Source organism: Dactylosporangium sp. NPDC000555 (assembly GCF_040300025.1).
Classification (GTDB): Bacteria; Actinomycetota; Actinomycetes; order Mycobacteriales; family Micromonosporaceae; genus Dactylosporangium.
This window is the reverse complement of record NZ_JBEPDB010000022.1, coordinates 1-16,326: the sequence shown is the minus strand read 5'-3', so window position 1 is coordinate 16,326 and position 16,326 is coordinate 1. Positions and strand designations below refer to the sequence as shown.

Annotated in this window: 13 protein-coding genes; 4 read left to right on the top strand and 9 right to left on the bottom strand. The window is 71.5% G+C overall.

Features of this window, described 5'->3' with window-relative positions; translation table 11 throughout:
• Positions 1 to 78: 78 nt before the first annotated feature.
• Positions 79 to 1,527 (bottom strand): MFS transporter, encoded by a 1,449-nt coding sequence (locus ABT297_RS16180; protein WP_350549542.1) that lies wholly within the window; start codon positions 1,525 to 1,527, stop codon positions 79 to 81.
• A gap of 229 nt (positions 1,528 to 1,756) precedes the next feature.
• On the opposite strand from ABT297_RS16180, the gene ABT297_RS16175 reads away from it, so the two are divergent.
• Positions 1,757 to 3,319, top strand: coding sequence for a PQQ-binding-like beta-propeller repeat protein (locus ABT297_RS16175; protein ID WP_350549540.1), 1,563 nt, complete (start codon positions 1,757 to 1,759; stop codon positions 3,317 to 3,319).
• 125 nt (positions 3,320 to 3,444) lie between these two features.
• Here the strand turns inward: ABT297_RS16175 and ABT297_RS16170 are convergent, their stop codons facing one another.
• Positions 3,445 to 4,314, bottom strand: coding sequence for a bifunctional methylenetetrahydrofolate dehydrogenase/methenyltetrahydrofolate cyclohydrolase (locus ABT297_RS16170; protein WP_350549537.1), 870 nt, complete (start codon positions 4,312 to 4,314; stop codon positions 3,445 to 3,447).
• Positions 4,315 to 4,345: 31 nt separating this feature from the next.
• Here ABT297_RS16170 and ABT297_RS16165 point away from each other — a divergent pair, with 31 nt between their 5' ends.
• Positions 4,346 to 5,266: a serine hydrolase gene (locus tag ABT297_RS16165; RefSeq protein ID WP_350549535.1), complete on the top strand. Its 921-nt coding sequence runs from the start codon at positions 4,346 to 4,348 to the stop codon at positions 5,264 to 5,266.
• 25 nt (positions 5,267 to 5,291) lie between these two features.
• Here ABT297_RS16165 and purH read toward each other — a convergent pair whose 3' ends face one another.
• Positions 5,292 to 6,824 (bottom strand): bifunctional phosphoribosylaminoimidazolecarboxamide formyltransferase/IMP cyclohydrolase, encoded by a 1,533-nt coding sequence (gene purH / locus ABT297_RS16160; RefSeq protein ID WP_350549532.1) that lies wholly within the window; start codon positions 6,822 to 6,824, stop codon positions 5,292 to 5,294.
• Positions 6,817 to 7,431: a phosphoribosylglycinamide formyltransferase gene (gene purN / locus ABT297_RS16155; RefSeq protein ID WP_350549529.1), complete on the bottom strand. Its 615-nt coding sequence runs from the start codon at positions 7,429 to 7,431 to the stop codon at positions 6,817 to 6,819. Before purN ends, purH begins: the two co-directional genes overlap by 8 nt.
• Positions 7,432 to 7,663: 232 nt before the next feature.
• On the opposite strand from purN, the gene ABT297_RS16150 reads away from it, so the two are divergent.
• On the top strand, positions 7,664 to 8,257 hold the full coding sequence (locus ABT297_RS16150) for a DUF4190 domain-containing protein (RefSeq protein ID WP_350549526.1): 594 nt from the start codon (positions 7,664 to 7,666) through the stop codon (positions 8,255 to 8,257).
• A 33-nt stretch (positions 8,258 to 8,290) separates the two neighbouring features.
• On the opposite strand, the gene ABT297_RS16145 is transcribed toward ABT297_RS16150, so the two are convergent.
• The 4 genes from ABT297_RS16145 to icmB form a co-directional block, all read right to left on the bottom strand.
• Positions 8,291 to 9,592 carry a cell division protein PerM gene (locus ABT297_RS16145; protein ID WP_350549523.1) on the bottom strand — a complete coding sequence of 434 codons (1,302 nt, stop codon included), beginning with the start codon at positions 9,590 to 9,592 and terminating at the stop codon, positions 8,291 to 8,293.
• 62 nt (positions 9,593 to 9,654) lie between these two features.
• Entirely contained in the window at positions 9,655 to 10,542 is an 888-nt protein-coding gene (gene sucD, locus ABT297_RS16140) for a succinate--CoA ligase subunit alpha (protein WP_350549521.1), read from the bottom strand.
• 5 nt (positions 10,543 to 10,547) lie between these two features.
• Positions 10,548 to 11,723, bottom strand: a complete 1,176-nt coding sequence (gene sucC / locus ABT297_RS16135; protein WP_350549518.1) for an ADP-forming succinate--CoA ligase subunit beta — start codon at positions 11,721 to 11,723, stop codon at positions 10,548 to 10,550.
• 369 nt (positions 11,724 to 12,092) lie between these two features.
• Positions 12,093 to 12,488, bottom strand: coding sequence for a coenzyme B12-dependent isobutyryl CoA mutase small subunit (gene icmB, locus ABT297_RS16130; RefSeq protein WP_350549516.1), 396 nt, complete (start codon positions 12,486 to 12,488; stop codon positions 12,093 to 12,095).
• 364 nt (positions 12,489 to 12,852) lie between these two features.
• Here icmB and ABT297_RS16125 point away from each other — a divergent pair, with 364 nt between their 5' ends.
• Positions 12,853 to 13,458, top strand: a complete 606-nt coding sequence (locus ABT297_RS16125; protein WP_350549513.1) for a M23 family metallopeptidase — start codon at positions 12,853 to 12,855, stop codon at positions 13,456 to 13,458.
• A 16-nt stretch (positions 13,459 to 13,474) separates the two neighbouring features.
• Here the strand turns inward: ABT297_RS16125 and pcrA are convergent, their stop codons facing one another.
• A complete protein-coding gene (gene pcrA / locus ABT297_RS16120; protein WP_350549510.1) occupies positions 13,475 to 15,874 on the bottom strand; it encodes a DNA helicase PcrA in 2,400 nt (799 codons plus the stop codon).
• Positions 15,875 to 16,326: the final 452 nt, after the last annotated feature.

Below are 16,326 nucleotides of genomic sequence, written 5' to 3'. Positions count from 1 at the left end.
GGTTTCGCACGGCAACACCGCCGGCCCCGCACCTTTGGTGCGGGGCCGGCCCCGTTTCGCCCACCTGCCACAACAGGATTACGCCGCGTCGGGTGATCCGTCGTGGCGTACTGATCTCGCGGTCTCGGTATCGTCGCTGTCGCCTTCTGCCGACATCCTCGGCAACCGGATGGCAGCGGCGACACCCGCGATCGCGATCAGGGTCATGAGCGCGAAGACGACGCTGAATGACACGGTCGGCGATGCCCGCCAGCCGGCGAGGATCGCGCCGGTCACCGCGACACCGGTGACGGCCGCGACTTGCCGGATCGTGTTGAACATGCCGGACGCCGCGCCCGCGGCGGCCGCGTCGACTGAGGCCATGGCGGCGACCGACAACGGCGACCAGGCAACAGCATTCGCGATCCCGAGCACAGCCGCTCCGGGCACTGTCCACCACGGGTTGACGCCCAGCACGACAACAAGCCCGATGAGCAGCAGGCTCGCGGTGAGGAGGGCCATCCCCAGGATCGCCGGTCGGCGTGGTCCCGCGCGGTCGACCCACCGACCGGCTGTCGGCGACACCAGCGCTGCGATCACAGCATCCGGGGTCATCACCAGCGCGGCCTCCAGCGGTCCCAGGCCCCGCACGTCCTGCAGGTACAGCATCGTCGGCAGTGCCATCGCGATGACCGCCGTCCCCAGCGAGGCCACCGCGACGCTGGCCGCGCGGAATCCAGCCGATCGGAAGACCGTCGGCGGGGCCAACGCCACCGGCCCGATCCGCCGCTCCCGGACGACGAACCCGGCCAGCAGCAGCGCAGCCAGCACGCAAGCCGCAACGATCACGGACACCGGAACATCCCGCCATGCCAGCAGCGCCCAGACGAGCACGCCGAGACCCGCGGTGCTGAGCAACGCCCCCGGTAGGTCGAGGCTCGTGGTGTGACCCCGGCTGCCGGGAATCCAGCGCAACCCCATCAGCAACGCGGCACAGCACAGCGGGACGTTGACCAGGAAGACCCATCGCCAGTCGAGGGCTGCGGTCAGCAAGCCCCCGAGCAGCGGACCCAGCAGCGCCCCGGCTGATGCGACCGTGCCCCACAGGCCGAGGGCACGCCCGCGCTCGTCGGCGCCGAACAGTCGGCGGATCAGCGTGAGCGGCTGGGGAGCCATCGCAGCCGCCGCCAGCCCCTGGACGACGCGGAACAGCACCAGCCAGCCGACCGACGGCGCCAGACCACACAGCGCCGAAGCCACCGCGAAACCGGTCATCCCAACCAGGAACACACGCTTGGGGTCGTAGCGATCGCCCAGCCGCCCGGCGACGAGCAACGGCACCGAGAACGCCAGCAGATACCCGGCCGTCACCCAGAACAACCCGGAAACACTGGCCTGCAAGTCCTCCTGAATGCGCGGGCTCGCGACCGCCACGATCGTGGTATCGAGCAAAATGACGAAGAACCCCGCCAACAACGCTGCCAGGCCCGCCCACCTGTTCGTCACCGGCTCCCCGGTGCCACGCAGGCCACCTCCAGCGCCACCCACGACAGCAGCTCCTTACGCCTCCGACCCGGCCGCAGCGCCGCCCATCTGACCACGATTACGGACGCGGGCACAGTACGCCTCCCGGGCCTACGCCTCAGCGACACGCCAGAACGGCGACGATCGCCTGGCGCTCTCCCGGCCGGCACTCGCCTGGCCCGTCTCGACCGCGCTGAGTCGGCGCGACCCGGCCCGGGCGAAAACTGTCGTAGCCACCCGTCATCCTGTCCTCGTGAATCTCCTCGTTCGCGCCGCAGGCTCCGTCGTCGTGGGGCTCGGCATGGTCGCGACCATCGCCGGGCTGGCGTTGCCCTGGACGCTGGCCGGTGGCCGACATCCCGACCTGGTCACGATCGCCGGGATCGCGTTCCTCGGTCCGCTGCTGAGCGCGCTCTGCCTGGCATACGCGCGAACGGAGCCGCGCAGGTCCCGGCTGATCGCCGCGGTGGCCGGGGTGGCGGGCGCGGCCGCGGCGGTGATCGCGACAGCGCTCGCGCGGCTGGTCGAGCGCAGCGCGGGCATCGGCCTCGGCGGACCGGTCACGGTCGCGGGATCGGCCGCGCTGGTTCTGGGCTGGGTGACGCTCGCGGTCACCGGCGCCGGCGCGCTGCCCCGCGCGAAGTGGCGACCCTGGGCCGCGGTCGGGGGCGTGGCGGCCCTGCTGGTGGTCGTCGCCGGGTTCGCGGTCGACTGGGCCCGCGAGGGGCGCTTCGTCGACGCGACGACGGCCGGCGCCGCACCCGCGGCCCAGGCGCAGTCGTGGCCGCTGCCGTTCACCGGCGTCGAGCTCGTGGGGGTGCACGGTGAGCTGACGATTCTGCGGGCGGGCGACGGCATCCGGGCGGTCTGGCTCGGCAGCGGCACCACGGCCTGGCAGTATCTGCGCTCCGGCCTGTCCAGCCAGGCGGCCGGCCTGGTCGACGACGCGGTCGTGGTCGCGTTCGGCACCGAAGACGGGGTGCTGGTGACGGCGCTGGAGGCGGCTACGGGAGCGGAGCGGTTCTCCCGGCGATACCGATCGGGGAAACTGGCGACCGTTCACGCCGCGGGTCGCACGGCGGTGCTGTCCGGGGTCGGCGCCGGCGCCGGGGACCTGCTCGGCATCGACGCGCGTAGCGGCACGCGGCGATGGCGGTGGGCGCCGGCCCGCGACGGCGCGGCGTGCGACGTGACCGACCTGGCGGCGACCGCCGAGACCGTCGCGGTGGCGCTGCGGTGCCGCGCACAGGGCGTCGACGACGTGGCCGTCGGCCTGGCCGCGGCGACCGGCGCCGAGCGCTGGTCGTGGCACGCGATCCAGCGGGGTGGCACGGAGCTTCGGGTGTACCCCACCGGGGCCGGCTTCGTCACGCTGACCGGAGCGACGCCGCGACGGGCCACGCACCTGGATGCGAACACCGGCGCGGTCGGCGCACGCCACGACGCGGCCGGCACGCTGGCCGTGGCCACGGAGGCGGGCCTGATCTACGCCGATCCGGGCAGCGCCCAGGGGCACCTGACCGCCGTCGACGCCCGGACCGGCGCCGCGCGGTGGAACGTCGGCCTGGCGGGGCTGGGCGGATACCAGCCGGTGGCGGGCACGGCGGCGGACGGCCACGCATACCTGCTGTGGCGCAGCTCGTCGGGCGCCCTGCGCTTGCTCACCGCGTCGACCGGCGACGGATCGACCGAGGAGGAGCGCGCCGTCGCCTGCACCTCCCGGTGCCCGGACATCTCGATCGCCGCCGCCGGCTCGCACGCCGTCGTCGCCACACGAGAGGAGAAGGCCACGCGGCTGTACCTGAGCGCCACCTGACCCCGGCCCGAATGGCCGCGACCGCGCTTGCGGCAACCCGGCCGGCACGGCCCGAGCCAGGGCACGGCCGGGATCGACCGCGCCTGGGGCTGGGCGGGCCAGGATTGCGAAACCGGGGCAGAGCGTTACGAGGCGGCTTGGCGTTCGGCGAGGTCCACCACATTCGCCAGGAGCATCGCCCTCGTCATCGGGCCTACGCCGCCGGGCATGGGGGCCAGGTAGCCGGCCACCTCGGCCACGTCGGGGGACACGTCGCCCACCAGGCGGGCCTTGCCGTCCTCGCCGACCACTCGGGTCACGCCTACGTCCAGGACCGCGGCGCCGGGCTTGACCATGTCGCGCGTGAGCAGGCCGGCGGAGCCTGCGGCGACGACGATGATGTCGGCGTTGCGGGTGTGGGCGGGCAGGTCACGGGTGCCGGTGTGGCAGAGGGTCACCGTGGCGTTCTCGGTCTTGCGGGTGAAGATCAGGCCCAGGGGGCGGCCCGCCGTGGTGCCGCGGCCGATCGCGGTCACCTCGGCGCCCGCGATCGGGATGTCGTAGCGGCGCAGGAGCTGGACGATGCCATTGGGGGTGCACGGGAGCGGCGCGGGGATGTTGAGCACCAGCCGGCCCAGGTTGGTCGGGTGCAGGCCGTCGGCGTCCTTGTCCGGATCGATGAGCTGCAGGATGCGCTGCTCGTCCAGGCCCTTCGGCAGGGGCAGCTGCACGATGTAACCGGTGCAGGCGGGGTTGGAGTTGAGGGCGTGCACCGCCTCCTCGACCTGGGCCTGGGTGGCGGTCGCGGGCAGGTCGCGGCGGATCGACGCTATGCCGACCTCGGCGCAGTCGCGGTGCTTGCCCGCGACGTACGCGTGTGAGCCGGGGTCGTCGCCGACCAGGATCGTGCCCAGGCCGGGGACGATGCCCCGCTCGGCGAGTGCCTTGACGCGCTCGTGCAGCTCGCCCTTTATAGCGGTCGCCGTTGCCTTACCGTCGAGAATGGTTGCCGTCACGGGTTCCGATCCTGCCACTAGAGTGCAGGGCGTGCTGCTCCGGCGCGGCGTTGTCGCCTTCTTCACCCTGTTCACGCTGACGGCGTGTGGCCGTGATGAAAGCCCGACCCCTGACCCGCAGCCGGTGGCGGCCGAGAGCCAAGGGCCGCAGGCGGAGGAGGAGCCTCAGGCGGCGGCCGGGCTGGGCAGCAGGAGTGCGTCGGCGGCGCCGAGCGCGAAGAGCCAGGACGCGCAGGCGACGGCGTTCGTGCAGAAGCTCCCGGGGAAGTTCGGGATCATCGTTCGGGACCGGACGACGGGGGCGGTGTGGAAGGCCGGCGACACGAAGGCGACCACGTGGACGGCGTCGACGATCAAGCTCGCGATCGCCACGGATCTGCTGGAGCGTAACCAGGCCAAGCAGATCACGCTCGACACGACGGATCGGTCCAATCTCGACAAGACATTGATAAACTCCGACAACGACGCGGCGACGGCGCTCTGGAACAAGTACGACGGGCCGGGCATGCTGGAGCGCTTCCGGTCGAAGTACGGCATGGGCAGCCTCGCGGTCATCGACGGGCACGAGACCTTCTGGCGCAACCTGCGGTGCAGCGCCGAGGACCTGCAGAGCCTGATGTCGTACGTCCTGGAGAAGCTGGACGCGCAGAGCCGGTCCTACCTGGTGACGACCCTGCGGAAGGTCGCGGGCAACCAGCACTGGGGCGTGTGGGCGGCCGGTTCGGACCTCAAGCCGGGCAACAAGGACGGCTGGGCGCAGAAGCCGGTCGACGGCAAGAACGTCTGGATGACGCACACGGTCGGGTTCGCCGGAGACGGGGAGCGGTACGTGGTGGCCGTCATGTACGAGCAGAAGCCGGGCGGCACGCTGGAGAAGGGCGCGCACGCGGTGAGCGACGCGGTCGCGACGTACTTCGGGGCGAAGGTGCCCGCCCCGGTCACGCTGCCGTGACCGGGGAAGGCGACGACTACCGGCGTCAGTGGAAGAAGTGCCGGGTGCCGGTGAAGTACATGGTCACGCCCGCGGCGCGCGCGGCCTCGATGGTCAGCTCGTCGCGGATCGAGCCGCCCGGCTGCACGATCGCCTTGATGCCAGCGTCGATGAGGGCCTGCGCGCCGTCGGGGAACGGGAAATAGGCGTCGGACGCGGCCACCGAGCCGGCCGCCCGCTCGCCCGCGCGGGTGACCGCGAGCCGCACCGAGTCGACCCGGTTGACCTGGCCCATGCCGACGCCAACCGTCGCGCCGCCGGAGGCGAGCAGGATCGCGTTGGACTTCACGGCGCGGACCGCGCGCCAGGCGAACTCCAGGTCGCGCAGCGTCTCCTTGTCGGCGGGCTCGCCGGTGACGAGCCTCCAGTCGGCGACGGCGTCGCCATCCGCGTCGATGCGGTCGGCGGCCTGCACGAGTACACCGCCGGAGATCTGCCGCTGCTCCAGCGGGACGGGCGACCAGGCCGGCGCGCGCAGGACCCGCAGATTGGCTCGGGCGGTCAGCAGCTCGACGGCGTCGTCGGAGTACGACGGCGCCACCACGACCTCGGTGAAGATCTCGCTGATCTGCTTGGCGAGCTCGAGGGTCACCGGGGCGTTGACGGCGATCACGCCGCCGAAGGCGCTGACCGGGTCGCAGGCGTGCGCCTTGCGGTGGGCCTCGGCCACGTCGGCGCCGATCGCGATGCCGCACGGGTTGGCGTGCTTGATGATCGCCACGCACGGCTCGGCGAAGTCGTGCGCGGCGCGCCACGCGGCGTCGGCGTCGACGTAGTTGTTGTAGGACATCTCCTTGCCGCCGAGCTGCTCGGCCTGGGCGAGGCCGGGCGCGGCGGCGGGGTCCGTGTACAGCGCGGCGGACTGGTGCGGGTTCTCGCCGTAGCGCAGCGTCGCCGCCTTGCGCAGGGCCGTGCCCGCGAAGCGCTGGTCGTCGCGGGCGAACCAGGCGGCAACGGCGACGTCGTACTCGGCGATGTGCGCGAAGGCCTGGCCGGCCAGGTCGCGCCGATCGTCCAGCGTGAAGCCGCCGTCGGCGAGGGCCCGCAGTACCGAATCATAGGAAGCCGGCGAGGTGACCACCGCGACACTGTGGAAATTCTTGGCCGCGGCCCGGACCATGGCCGGCCCGCCGATGTCGATCTGCTCGACGCACTCGTCGTCGGAGGCGCCGGACGCGACCGTCTCCGTGAACGGGTACAGGTTGGACACCAGCAGCTCGAAGGGCTCGATGCCGAGCTCCGTGAGCTGGGCCGCGTGGGCCTCCAGCCGCAGGTCGGCGAGCAGTCCGGCGTGCACCTTCGGGTGGAGGGTCTTGACCCGGCCGTCGAGGGTCTCGGGGAACCCGGTCAGCTGCTCGACCCTCGTGACCGGCAGGCCGAGCGCCTCGATGCGGCCCGCGGTGCTGCCGGTGGAGACCAGCTCCACACCGGCGGCGGCGAGCGCGCGCGCCAGTTCCTCGAGCCCGGTCTTGTCGTAGACGCTGATGAGCGCGCGCCTGATGGGACGGCGGTTAGCCACGGCCCAGCCTGACCTTTCGTTCGTTGACGGTCCAGCCCTCGCGCGCCATCCGCCCGACCGTGTCGACCAGCTGGCGGCGCTCGGCTACTTTGATCCGCTCCAGGAGCGTGTCCTCGGTGTCCTCGTCGAGGACCGGCACCGCGACCTGCGCGATGATCGCTCCGGTGTCGACACCGCTGTCGACGAAGTGCAGCGTGGCGCCGGCGAGCTTCACGCCGTAGGCGAGCGCGTCGCGCGGGCCGTGTATACCCGGAAACGCCGGGAGCAAAGCGTTGTGTGTGTTGATGTACCGGCCCTCGTACTCGGACAGGAAGCGCGGGCCGACGAGCTTGAGGAACCCGGCCGAGACCACCAGGTCGGGCTTGAACCGGGAACACTCCGACTGCAGCGCCTCGTCCCATTCGTCCCGCGATGCGAAGTCGCTCACCCGGACGACGAACGTGGGCACGCCGCGACGCTCCGCCCGGGCGAGCCCCTCGATCGAGGGCCGGTCCGCGCCGACCGCGACGACGGTGGCGCCGTACGACGGATCCTCGGCGGCGTCGAGCAGTGCCTGCAGATTTGACCCGGAGCCGGACACGAGCACCACAAGCCGAACTGTCACCACGAAACTGTATCGACCGGGTCGGCCCTGCTCAGCGGCGGGTTGCCCGTCATTACAGCATGAAACCGGGCAAATGCCATGACGCTGTGGTCCAGTTGTCGATACACAACCGCTTCCTCCTGCGCAGAGCTGATCGCGACAAGTAGGCTGCCGTGGTTCTGTATCCCCTCGGGATTACCCTGGTGCGAACCACCCGTCGCAGCGAGAGTCGTCCCCAGCCTTAGGAGCCACAGCCATGGGCTACCCACCACCGGGCCAGGATCCGTACGGGCAGCAGCCCAACCAGGATCCCTACGGTCAGCAGCCGCAGTACGGGCAGCAGCCACAGTACGGGCAGCAGCCGCAGTACGGCCAACCGGCATACCAGGACCCGTACGCGCAGCCGCAGCAGCCGGCGTACCAGGATCCCTACGCGCAGCCGCAGCAGCCCGCCTACCAGGACCCTTACGCGCAGCAGCCCCCGGTCTCCGGCACTCCGTACCCGACGTCGGGCGGCGCGTACCCGACCTCCGGCGGAGCCTACCCGGCCGCCGGCTACGGCGCCCCGGGCTACGGCGCGCCCGCGCAGCCGCAGAACACCCTCGGCCTCATCGGCATGATCCTGGGCATCATCTCGATCCCCGCCGTGTGCTGCTACATCGGCCTGCTGCTGGGCATCGCCGGCGTCGTGCTCAGCTACCTGGGCATGAACAAGGTGAAGCAGGGCGAGGCCAACAACCGCGGCCAGGCGCTCGCCGGCCTCATCTGCGGCGGTATCGGTACCGTCCTGGGGGTGCTGTGGCTGATCCTGGTCTTCGCGCTCAACATGAGCAGCCTGGCGCTCTACTGATCGGCCCGGTTCCCGGGCAAAGGGGCGCGCGAGCTACTCGCGCGCCCCTTTCGCGCGGAGCGCGAGCTTGGTCGCGGCCGTGGACAGCAGCGCGCCGATGGAGATCATGAACGTGGCGACGAACGCGACCGCGCCGGACTGCGGCCCGACGTCGGCGAGTCCGCCCGCACCGAGAGAGCCGCCGGCGGCGGCGCAGCAGAGCCCGAGCAGCACGCCCGCGACCGGGCCGGCCAGGACGGCCGCGCCGAGCAGCGGGAACCAGGAGCGCCCGGGGTCGCTGCGCAGCGACCGCCGGGCCAGCAGCCACCCGGCGACCAGGGCAGCGGCCAGCGGCAGGCCGAGCAGCAGCGGTGCATAGCCGGTGGCGGGCGTCGAGGGAAGACCGGCCAGCAGCGGTACCGCGGGAAGGGGCCCCACCGACACGTGCGCCGCGCTGATGAAGGTCTCCGACCCGATGGTGAAGCCCGGCCCGACGAGGTAGCTGGCCGCCCAGGCGGTCACGTCGGGTGCGAAGAACGCGCACACCAGGATGAGGCCGATCTGCCCGGCGATACCGGTGTGGTAGTCGTCGATGATCTGGCTGGCGTCGCCGCCGCTGAAGGCGACCGCCATGCCGGTCGTGGCCGCGCCGGCGCCGAGCACGAGCAGCGCGGCGACGGCCCCCGTGCGGGTCGCGTCACGCATGACCTGGGGCGTGCGGGCGGCCAGCCGCGCGATCCCGCGGGCCTCGGCGAAGGCGCCGAGCGAGCCGGCGACCAGGCCGAACGCGGCGAAGGTGAGGGTGGCCCGCACCGCGGACACCTCGACGCCCTTGTGCTCGGCGAGGACGGCCGCCAGGGCGCCGAGCGCGGCGTAGACGACACCGACGGCCGCGCCGGCGCGGGCGGCCGGCCACGGGGACCACGGCGTGCCGCGGAGACGGGCCCGGGCGCCGATGGCCCGGGAGGTGTGCACGCCGGCGCGATACACCCGCCAGGCGGCCACCGCGGTCAGGCCGAGCGGGGCGAGGCTGACCGGGCCGATGCCGGTCTGCAGCGGTACCCAGTGTGCGAGCAGCCATCCGCCCAGGCCGAGCCGCAGGACGTTCGCGAGCGGGGCGCCGGCGTTGTCGAGGGCGAAGATGAGCCAGACCACGACGAGGGTCGGCACGAGCGAGACGACCGCCGCCCACAGCGAGTTGACCACGGCGGCGAGGACCAGCGGGGCACGCCGGTCCGGGCGGCGGGCGGCATCCTTTCCGCGAACCGCACGCCGCTGGATCGGCAGTCGGACGGTCTCGCGGTCGGCGAGCCGGGTCTGCGCCCCTTCGTCTGGGTCCTCTGGGGTGGTCGGCATCGGCCCTTACTCTGCCAAAGTCCGGACGGCCGGTCACTAACCCCGGCCGTCCGGACTTGCACTCACAGCGCGGTGACAATCTCCCGCATGAGGTTGGCGGTCTCGGTCGGGGTCTTGCCGACCGCGACGCCGGCCGCCTCGAGCGCGACCTTCTTGGCGTCGGCGGTGCCCGCCGAGCCGGAGATGATCGCGCCGGCGTGGCCCATGGTCTTGCCGGGCGGGGCCGTGAAGCCGGCGATGTAGCCGACGACCGGCTTGCGCACATTGGCCTTGATGAACTCGGCGGCCCGCTCCTCGGCGTCGCCGCCGATCTCGCCGATCATCACGATCGCGGCGGTCTCCGGGTCGGCCTCGAACGCGGCGAGCGCGTCGATGTGGGTCGTGCCGATGACCGGGTCGCCGCCGATGCCGATGGCCGTCGAGAAGCCGATGTCGCGCAGCTCGTACATCATCTGGTACGTCAGCGTGCCCGACTTGCTCACCAGGCCGATCTTGCCGGGGCCGGTGATGTCGGCGGGGATGATGCCGGCGTTGGACTTGCCCGGGCTGGCGATGCCGGGGCAGTTCGGGCCGATGATCCGCGTCTGGTTGCCGGCCGCCTGGGCGTGGGCCCAGAACACGGCGGTGTCGTGCACCGGCACGCCCTCGGTGATGACCACGGCGAGCGGGATCCGCGCGTCGATCGCCTCGATCGCGGCCGACTTGGTGCCGGCCGGCGGGACGAAGATGACGCTGGTGTCGGCGCCGGTCTGCTCGATCGCTTCCGCGACGCTGGCGAACACCGGGAGCTTGGTGCCGTCGAAGTCGACCTGCTGGCCCGCCTTGCGCGGGTTGACGCCGCCGACCACGTTGGTGCCCGCGGCGAGCATGCGCCGGGTGTGCTTGGAGCCCTCGGCGCCGGTCATGCCCTGGACGATGACCTTGCTGGACTCGGTCAGCCATACCGCCATGGTCGTTACACCCCACTCGCTGCGAGCTCGGCGGCCCGGCGGGCCGCGCCGTCCATCGTGTCGACCCGCTCGATCAGCGGGTTGGCGGCCTGGTCGAGGATCTGGCGGCCCTCCTCGGCGTTGTTGCCGTCGAGGCGGACCACGAGCGGCTTGGTGACCTCCTCGCCGCGGTCCTTGAGCAGCTGCAGCGCCTGCACGATGCCGTTGGCCACCGCGTCGCAGGCGGTGATGCCGCCGAAGACGTTGACGAAGACGCTCTTCACGTCGGGGTCGCCGAGCACGATCTCCAGGCCGTTGGCCATGACCTGGGCGCTGGCACCGCCGCCGATGTCGAGGAAGTTGGCCGGCTTGCTGCCCAGCCCCTCGCCCGCGTAGGCGACCACGTCAAGGGTCGACATGACCAGGCCCGCGCCGTTGCCGATGATGCCGACGTTGCCGTCGAGCTTGACGTAGTTGAGGTTCTTCTCCTTGGCCGCCTGCTCCAGCGGGTCGGCCGCGGCCTTGTCCTCGAACCCCTCGTGCTCCGGCTGACGGAAGTCGGCGTTGGCGTCGAGGGTGACCTTGGCGTCGAGGCACAGCACGGTGCCGTCCGCGGTCTTCGCGAGCGGGTTGACCTCGACCAGCGTGGCGTCCTCGGCGACGAACGCCTGCCACAGCTTGACCGCGATCGACACGACCTGGTCGGCGACGTCGGCCGGGAACTGGGCCTGCTGAACGATCTTGCGAGCGGTCGCCTCGTCGACGCCCTTCACCGCGTCGATGGCGACCTTGGCCACCTTCTCCGGCGCGTCGTGCGCGACAGTCTCGATCTCCATACCGCCGGCGACGCTGGCGATGCACAGGAACGTGCGGTTCGCACGGTCGAGCAGATAGGAGAAGTAATATTCCTCGGCGATGTCGGCCGTATTGGTGACCATCACCTTGTGGACCGTGTGGCCCTTGATGTCCATGCCGAGGATGTTGGTCGCGTGCGCGGTCGCCTCGTCGGCGTCGCCCGCCAGCTTGACGCCGCCCGCCTTGCCGCGGCCGCCGACCTTCACCTGGGCTTTGATGACGACCCGGCCGCCGAGTTCCTCGGCGATCGCACGGGCCTCTTCAGGGGTCTCGGCGACACCGCCGCCGAGCACGGGGAGCCCGTGCTTGGCGAAGAGAGCGCGCCCCTGGTACTCGTACAGGTCCACAGTTGGTCCCGTTCCGTCAACCGTGCCGCCTGCCCCATCGCGAGGACGGCTCAACGATCGCAGCCTAACCATGGCCGCCCGGCCGAGTGCCGCGCGGGCTCCCGATGTGCCCGATTCCACTCCGCCCCGGGTCGACCCGGTTTTTCACTTCCGGAGGACGGCCCGGCACATGCGTAACCGCCCCGGCGATCCGTCGTTGAGAGCAGTGTCGGCCCGCCCACGGGGAAAGCCTCGGGGGCAGGGCCGGCACCAAGACGGCCGATGCCCTGTCGGTCGAGGGGTGGCGGCGGGGCATCGTGCGATAGAGGGGCCGGACGTGTGAGGGGTGCGTCCGGCCCCTCAACCTTTTCCCGAATCGTCGCCGGCCAATCAGCCTTTGATGTTTTCCCGGGCCCATTCGACGATCGACTGCGTCGTCGCGCCGGGGGTGAATATCCGCGCCACGCCGAGCCGCTCCAGCTCGGGCAGGTCCTCGTCGGGAATGATCCCGCCGCCGAACACGGTCACGTCGGCCGCGCCCCGCTCGGCCAGCAGCTCGACGACCCGCCGGAAGAGGGTCATGTGCGCACCGGAGAGCACCGACAGCCCCACGGCGTCGGCGTCCTCCTGGATGACGGTCTCGACGATCTGCTCGGGCGTCTGGTGCAGGCCGGTGTAGATGACCTCCATGCCCGCGTCCCGCAACGCCCGGGCAACGATCTTGACGCCTCGATCGTGTCCGTCGAGGCCGGGCTTGGCGACGACGACGCGGGTCCGCGTGCTCATCCTCACGGTCCTTCCCGGCCGTTCGGCGGCGGCCACCTGGTCCCGCATCGTTGCGAGGCCCAGGCCGAAGATACCTCAGAACGATTCGCCGCCGCCCAACGAGCGTGCGACGCCGCGGTTACGCACAACCAACCCGACGGGCACAATCGCGCCATCCGCACGGCGCGGCGCACCGATCGGCTTGTGCCGCGGATTATCGCGTGGCTACCGTGACATTCGGTCGCCGAAAGCTCTTCACTCCGCGATTCTTTCGCGATCACGCATTTGCCGGAATCGGAGGTTCACCGCGTTGCCCGCAAGATACGCGCGCGCGAACTACCGCGGCCGGCGTCGCCGACCGGCCCCGGGCGGCCGCTACCTGGCCGTGCTGACGACGGCGATGGTGGGCTCCGCCGTGGTGGCCCTGGGCACCGCCGCCGCGCTGCCGGAGCCGCACACCGACGCCCTGTCGATGGAGGCCAGCGGCAACTACGACGACATCACCAGCCGCTCGAGTGACCGCGCCGGCCGCGCCGGCGCGCGCAGCACATCGGAGACGGCGGACCAGCCCGCCCCCGACGTGTGGATCCTCCCCCTGCACGACTACACGCTGACCTCGCTCTACGGCGAGCGCTGGGGCCGCCTCCACCCCGGCGTGGACCTGGGCGCCGCGCAGGGCACCCCCTTCACCGCGGTGGCCGCCGGCCGGGTGATCCTGTGCCGCTGGAACGGCGGCTACGGCTACAACGTGATGATCGACCACGGCGGCGGCATCGTGACCGTCTACGGCCACGCCTCGAAACTGCTCTGCCGAGAGGGCCAACCGGTCAAACCGGGCGACAAACTCGGCCTGGTCGGCGACACGGGCCACTCGTTCGGCTCCCACCTGCATTTCGAGGTGAGAAAGAACGATGAACCGATAGAGCCTCTCGCATTTATGCGCAGACATGGCGTAGACGTCCAGAAACACACGGAAGCGATCTACTCGTAAACGGACGCCCGTTCTTTCAGATCTTTTCCAACGCCGCGTGCCGCAGGACGATCCACATCACCTGATCGCCGAAGTCGATCTGCGCCTGAGCCCGAGGCCCGGCCCCCTCGACGGCCAGCACCCGTCCGAGCCCGTACCGCTGATGGTTGACGCGATCCCCGACGGCCAGCGACGGCACGTCCCGCTGCAGCTCGGAAGCCGTGGACAGCTTCGAGGCGTCCAGACCCAGCTTCGCCGCCAGCTGCGCCGCCTTCGGCGTCCCGCCAACGAACGACGACGTCCGCGCCTGCGTGGCCCCGGAGCCGCGACCGCCGACACCCGCCCGCCCGGACCAGCTGGTGTACGCCGCATCCGTCCGCTCCCACCGCACCAGCTCCGGCGGCAACTCCTCGAGGAACCGCGACGGCGGGTTGTAGGACGGCTGCCCCCACGCCGACCGGGTCACGGCGCGCGAGATGTAGAGCCGCTGCCGCGCCCGCGTGATCCCGACGTAGGCCAGCCGCCGCTCCTCCTCCAACTCCTTGCGATCGCTCATCGCCCGCTGGTGCGGAAAGACGCTGTCCTCGAGCCCGGTGAGGAACACCACGGGGAACTCCAGCCCCTTGGCCGTGTGCAGGGTCATCAGCGTGACGACCCCGGTGTGGTCGGGATCGTCGCTGGGGATCTGGTCGGCGTCGGCAACGAGCGAGACCTGCTCCAGGAACCCTGCGACGCTCGGCCCCGGCACCGCGGTCGCGTCACCCTGCTCGGCGGCGACGGCGACGTTGGCCTCGGTGCGCTCGGTATATTCCCGGGCGACGCTGACCAGCTCCTGCAGGTTCTCCACCCGGCCGGCCTCCTGCGGGTCGGTGCTCTCCTCGATCTCGCCGAGGTATCCGGAGCGTTCCAGCGCCGCCTCCAGGACCTCCTCCGGCATCGCGGTCTCGGCCAAGACCCGCAACTCGTCGAGCAGCGTCACGAAGTCGCCGATAGCGTTGACCGCGCGGGTGGAGATTCCGGGGGCCTCGCTCGCGCGACGCAGCGCGGCGCCGAACGAGATCCGGTCGCGGCTCGCGAGCGCCTCGACGCACGCCTCGGCGCGGTCGCCGATGCCCCGGCGCGGTGTGTTGAGAACCCGGCGGACGCTGACGGTGTCGTCCTCGTTGACCACGGCGCGCAGGTAGGCCAGCGCGTCGCGGACCTCCTTGCGCTCGTAGAACCGCACGCCACCGACGACCTTGTACGGCAGGCCAAAGCGGATGAACATCTCCTCGAACACGCGGGACTGCGCGTTGGTCCGGTAGAACACCGCCACATCGGCGGGGCGCACGCCCTCGTTGTCCGACAGCCGGTCGATCTCCCGCGCCACCCAGTCGGCCTCGGCGTGCTCGGTGTCGGCGACGTAGCCGACGATCTGCTCGCCGGCGCCCTGGTCGCTCCACAGCCGCTTCGGTTTACGCTCGGTGTTGCGCCCGATCACGGCATTGGCCGCGGACAGGATCGTCTGGGTGGAGCGGTAGTTCTGCTCGAGCAGGATCGTGTGCGCGTTGGGGTAGTCGCGCTCGAACTCCAGGATATTGCGGATCGTGGCGCCGCGGAACGCGTAGATCGACTGGTCGGCGTCGCCCACCACGCACAGCTCGCCAGTGTCCCCGACCAGCTCCTTCACCAGCATGTACTGCGCGTGGTTGGTGTCCTGATATTCGTCGACGAGCACGTGGCGGAAGCGCCGGCGATAGCTCTCGGCGACCTCGGGGTGGCTCTGCAGCAGGTGTACGACCCGCATGATCAGGTCGTCGAAGTCGAGCGCGTGCGCCTCGGTGAGCCGCTGCTGGTAGAGCGTGTATGCCTCCGACAGCGCCCGCTCGGCCGGCCCCTTCGCGGTCGCGGCGAACGCCTCGGGGTCGATCAGCTCGTTTTTCAGGTTGGACACCTGGGTGGCCAGGCCGCGGGCCGGATAGCGCTTCGGGTCGAGGTCGAGCTCGCGAGCGACGAGCTGCATGAGCCGGCGCGAGTCGTCGGCGTCGTAGATCGAGAACGTAGACTTGAGCCCGGCGTGGTCGTGCTCGGCGCGCAGGATGCGCACGCAGGCGGAGTGGAACGTGGACACCCACATCAGCCGGGCGCGGTTGCCCACCAGACGGGCGACCCGCTCCTTCATCTCGCCGGCGGCCTTGTTGGTGAACGTGATGGCGATGATCTCGCCGGGGTGCACGCTGCGCGCCGCCAGCAGGTAGGCGATGCGACTCGTGAGCACCTTGGTCTTGCCGGACCCGGCGCCGGCCACGATGAGCAATGGCTGGCCCTCGTGGGTCACCGCGTCGCGCTGTGGGCCGTTGAGCCCTTCCAGCAGGTCACGCTTGGGCGGTCTGGGCTGCGCCGCCGGGGCCTCGGGCTGCGGCGGGCGGGACTGGGGAACCTCGAAGAGAGCATGCATCGCAGGGGCGAGTCTATGCTGTTCCTAGCTTGGCGGCTGTTCCTAGTCTGGCGGCGCCTCCGGCGCGGCGCTGCCGGGGGGTTCCCACCCCGGAGCCCCCCATGCCCGCTCCGCGGACACTTTCGCCTGCGCTTCGCGGCCCCTGCGCCCAGGGCGCCGTCCCCGCCCCTGCAGTTCCTAGCCTGGCGGCGCAGTTCCTAGCTTGGCGGCGCCTCCGACGCGGCGCTGCCGGGGGGTTCCCACCCCGGACCCCCCATGCCCGCTCCGCGGACACTTTCGCCTGCGCTGCGCGGCCCCTGCGCCCTGGGCGCCGTCCCCGCCCCTGCAGTTCCTAGCCTGGCGGCGCAGTTCCTAGCTTGGCGGCGCCTCCGACGCGGCGCTGCCGGGGGGTTCCCACCCCGGACCCCCCATGCCCGCTCCGCGGACACTTTCGCCTGCGCTGCGCGGCCCCT

What these genes read in the sequence shown, in the direction of transcription:
- ABT297_RS16150 (WP_350549526.1), top strand. Translation starts at nt 7,664, where the DNA reads ATGGGCTACCCACCACCGGGCCAGGATCCGTACGGGCAGCAGCCCAAC.
- sucD (WP_350549521.1), bottom strand. Translation starts at nt 10,542, where the DNA reads ATGGCGGTATGGCTGACCGAGTCCAGCAAGGTCATCGTCCAGGGCATG.
- pcrA (WP_350549510.1), bottom strand. Translation starts at nt 15,874, where the DNA reads ATGCATGCTCTCTTCGAGGTTCCCCAGTCCCGCCCGCCGCAGCCCGAG.
- ABT297_RS16145 (WP_350549523.1), bottom strand. Translation starts at nt 9,592, where the DNA reads ATGCCGACCACCCCAGAGGACCCAGACGAAGGGGCGCAGACCCGGCTC.
- icmB (WP_350549516.1), bottom strand. Translation starts at nt 12,488, where the DNA reads ATGAGCACGCGGACCCGCGTCGTCGTCGCCAAGCCCGGCCTCGACGGA.